Genomic DNA, 3,744 nt, shown 5'->3' on the forward strand with positions numbered 1-3,744 from the left:
GGCAGCCAGCGCCAAGCCGGCAGGAAGAAACACAGACCCAGCAGGCCCAGCGCCAGCCACTGCCCGGCCCAGTCCAGCCGCCCCGCCATGGCGCCGGCCGCCAGGCCCGAGACCACGATCCCGAGCCCAATGCCCGTGAAATGCAGCCCCAGGATCGGGCGCTGGTGGTTTCGCATCAGCCAGTCCAGCACCAGCCCGGAGGCCAGCAACATGCCCGCCGTGCTCGACATGCCGGCAACGAAGCGCAGCAGCGCCCACAGCAGCATGTTCTCCGTCAGCCCCATCGCCCCGGTGCTGAGCACGGCCGCCACCAGGCCCATGCGGTAATAGTGGAACTTGCGCCGCAGGTCGCCCCCGAAGGCGGCGATCAGGGCGCCCGTGATGTAGCCGGCGTAGTTCAGCGCCGCCAGCCAGCCGCCCGCCAGGTAGGTGAGACCGGCCTCGGCGCGCATCACCGGCAGCAGCGGCGTGTAGGCAAAGCGCGCGAGGCCCACCGTGAGAATCAGCGCGAAGACGCCCGAGAGGACCACGCGCAGGCGCTGGCGATCCATGTCCGCGCCTGCGCGGCCGGCAATTGTCATGGGGAATCTTTCTCGCGGCGGCAGCGCGGCGGCACGAAAGTCACGGTGGCCTGCATACCGGCGCCGTCACCTTCGGCTCGGCCGCCCTCGCCGCGAAGGGCCTGTCGGTGTGGACGCAGGAAGCAAGGAGGACCGTCAGTCCAGCAGCGACAGGTCGCGCACGGCGCCCTTGTCGGCACTGGTCACCAGCATGGCGTAGGCTTTCAGCGCCGCCGATACCTTGCGCGGGCGCGGCGCAGCCGGCTTCCAGCCGCGGGCGTCCTGCTCGGCACGGCGGCGCGCCAGCTCGTCGTCGTCGACCAGCACGTCGATGGTGCGGTTCGGGATGTCGATGCGGATGCGGTCGCCGTTTCGCACCAGACCGATGGCGCCGCCCGAGGCCGCTTCCGGCGAGACGTGGCCGATCGACAGGCCCGAGGTGCCGCCGGAGAAGCGCCCGTCGGTCAGCAGCGCGCACGCCTTGCCCAGTCCCTTGGACTTGATGTAGCTCGTGGGGTAGAGCATCTCCTGCATGCCCGGCCCGCCCTTCGGCCCTTCGTAGCGCACGACCACCACGTCACCGGCCTTGACCTGGTCATCCAGGATGTGCTCCACCGCCTCGTCCTGCGACTCGACCACGTGCGCCGGGCCCTCGAAGACCAGGATGGACTCGTCCACGCCCGCCGTCTTGACCACGCAGCCATCGACCGCGATGTTGCCGTGCAGCACGGCGAGGCCGCCCTCCTTGCTGTAGGCGTGGTCGTAGCTGCGGATGCAGCCGTGCTCGCGGTCCAGGTCCAGGCTGGGCCAGCGCGCGTCCTGGCTGAAGGCCACCTGCGTGGGAACGCCGCCCGGGGCGGCCAGGTACAGCCGGTGCACGGCCTCGTCCTGCGTGCGCGTCACGTCCCACTGCTCCAGCGCCTCGCCCAGCGTCCTGGCGTGCACCGTCGGCACATCGGTGTGCAGCTTGCCGGCGCGGTCGAGCTCGCCCAGGATGGCCATGATGCCGCCGGCGCGGTGCACGTCCTCGATGTGGTACCTGTCGGTATTGGGCGCCACCTTGCACAGCTGCGGGACGTCGCGCGACAGGCGGTCGATGTCCTTCATGGTGAAGGGAATCTCCGCTTCCTGCGCGATGGCCAGCAGGTGCAGGATGGTGTTGGTGGAGCCGCCCATGGCGATGTCCAGCGTCATGGCGTTCTCGAAGGCCGCCAGGCCCACCGAGCGCGGCAGGATGCGCTCGTCGTCCTGCTCGTAGTACTGGCGCGCCAGCTCCACGATGCGCCGGCCGGCGCGCCTGAAGAGCTGCTCGCGATCGGCGTGCGTCGCCAGCAGCGTGCCGTTGCCCGGCAGCGACAGGCCCAGGGCCTCCGTCAGGCAGTTCATCGAGTTGGCGGTGAACATGCCCGAGCAGGACCCGCAGGTCGGACACGCCGAGCGCTCGACCTCGGCCAAGTCGGCATCGCTCACGGAATCATCGGCCGCCATGACCATCGGGTCGATCAGGTCGAGCTTCTTGGTGAAGCTGATCGTCGCCTGGCCCGGCACGGCGGGCGTCGCCTTGCCCGCCTCCATCGGCCCGCCCGAGACGAAGATCACCGGAATGTTCAGACGCATCGCCGCCATCAGCATGCCGGGCGTGATCTTGTCGCAGTTGGAGATGCACACCATGGCGTCGGCGCAATGCGCATTCACCATGTATTCCACGCTGTCGGCGATGATTTCGCGGCTCGGCAGCGAATACAGCATGCCGTCGTGGCCCATGGCGATGCCGTCGTCCACGGCGATGGTGTTGAACTCCTTGGCCACGCCACCGGCGGCCTCGATCTCGCGCGCCACCAGCTGGCCCAGGTCCTTGAGGTGCACGTGGCCCGGAACGAACTGGGTGAACGAGTTCACCACCGCGATGATCGGCTTGGAGAAGTCGGCATCCTTCATGCCGGTGGCGCGCCACAGGGCACGCGCGCCCGCCATGTTGCGGCCAGCGGTGGAGGTCTTGGAACGGTATTCAGGCATCTTGGTACGGGAACGCGAAAGGAAGGAACGGAGGGCGCATCGGCGGCCTGCGCGCGCCGCGGCGTTGGTGCGGCAGGCGAGGAAACAGGCCATCTCGGGGCTTCGTGGGCCAAGCCGGGGGCAGATTCGATGATTATGTCGCAGGCCCGCCGCGCAAGCCCGCGGCTGGCGACGCGCCCGCACACAGCCGCGGCATACTTGGCGGCCGCGCCCTGCCCGACATTCCATGCCTTCGGCCCGTGAGGATCCACCCCCAATGACGCCCGCCGCCTCCCAGGCTCCCATCGGCATGTTCGACAGCGGCGTCGGCGGCCTGAGCGTGCTGGCGGCGCTGCGCGAGGAGCTGCCTGGCGAGGACTGCCTCTACCTGGCCGACAGCGCCCACGCCCCCTATGGCGAGCGCGGCGAGGCCTTCGTCATCGCGCGCAGCCTGGCCATCGGCCGGCTGCTCGTGCAGCAGCACGGCGCCAAGGCCTTGGTGGTGGCCTGCAACACCGCCACGGCCGCGGCGGTGGAGCAGCTGCGCGCCGCCTGGCCGAACATGCCGGTGGTGGGGGTGGAGCCGGCCATCAAGCCGGCCGTGCAGACCAGCCGCACCGGCCGCGTGGGCGTGCTCGCCACACGCGGCACGGTGGCAAGCGCCCGCTTCCGCCGCCTGCTGCAGGCACATGGCAGAGGGGTCGGGCTGGCGGTGCAGGCCTGCGACGGGCTCGCGCACGCGATCGAATCCAGTGCCGAGGGCGGGAAGGCCGGCGCAGCGGCACGGCAGCGCGTGCTCGAGCTGTGCGCCCACTACACGGCGCGGCTGGGGGCGTTCGGCGAGGAACCCGGAAACATCGACACCTTGGTGCTGGGCTGCACGCATTACGTGTTCGCCCGCGATGCCCTGCGCCAGCTGCTGGGCGAGGAAGTTCGGCTGATCGACACGGGCGTTCCCGTGGCGCGCCAGACGCGGCGGATGCTGGCGGCGCGCGGCCTGCTGCGCGAGGGCCCGGCCACGCCGGGCCGGCTGCGCCTGTGGACCACGGGCGAGCTTGCCGCCCTGCAGGCGGCGGCACGGCACTGGCTGGGGTTGCCCGCTTCCGCGTGTGCCAAGGTCCAGGCCTGAGCCCGGACAGGCGCGTCAGTGCAGGTGGCGCGGACGGCGGCCGCCGCCGTGGCCCGACCC

Annotated in this window: 3 protein-coding genes; 1 reads left to right on the forward strand and 2 read right to left on the reverse strand. The window is 70.8% G+C overall.

The window, feature by feature from the left end:
- On the reverse strand, positions 1–581 hold a 581-nt coding region (locus A612_RS05705), incomplete at its 3' end, for a YbfB/YjiJ family MFS transporter (protein WP_141630332.1).
- A 135-nt stretch (positions 582–716) separates the two neighbouring features.
- Complete coding sequence (ilvD, locus tag A612_RS05710; protein ID WP_040436191.1) at positions 717–2,576, reverse strand: dihydroxy-acid dehydratase; 1,860 nt, start codon at positions 2,574–2,576, stop codon at positions 717–719.
- A 256-nt stretch (positions 2,577–2,832) separates the two neighbouring features.
- On the opposite strand from ilvD, the gene murI reads away from it, so the two are divergent.
- Positions 2,833–3,684, forward strand: coding sequence for a glutamate racemase (gene murI, locus A612_RS05715; protein ID WP_019373570.1), 852 nt, complete (start codon positions 2,833–2,835; stop codon positions 3,682–3,684).
- Positions 3,685–3,744: the final 60 nt, after the last annotated feature.

It is taken from the genome of Melaminivora alkalimesophila (assembly GCF_000282995.1).
Lineage (GTDB): Bacteria > Pseudomonadota > Gammaproteobacteria > Burkholderiales > Burkholderiaceae_C > Melaminivora > Melaminivora alkalimesophila.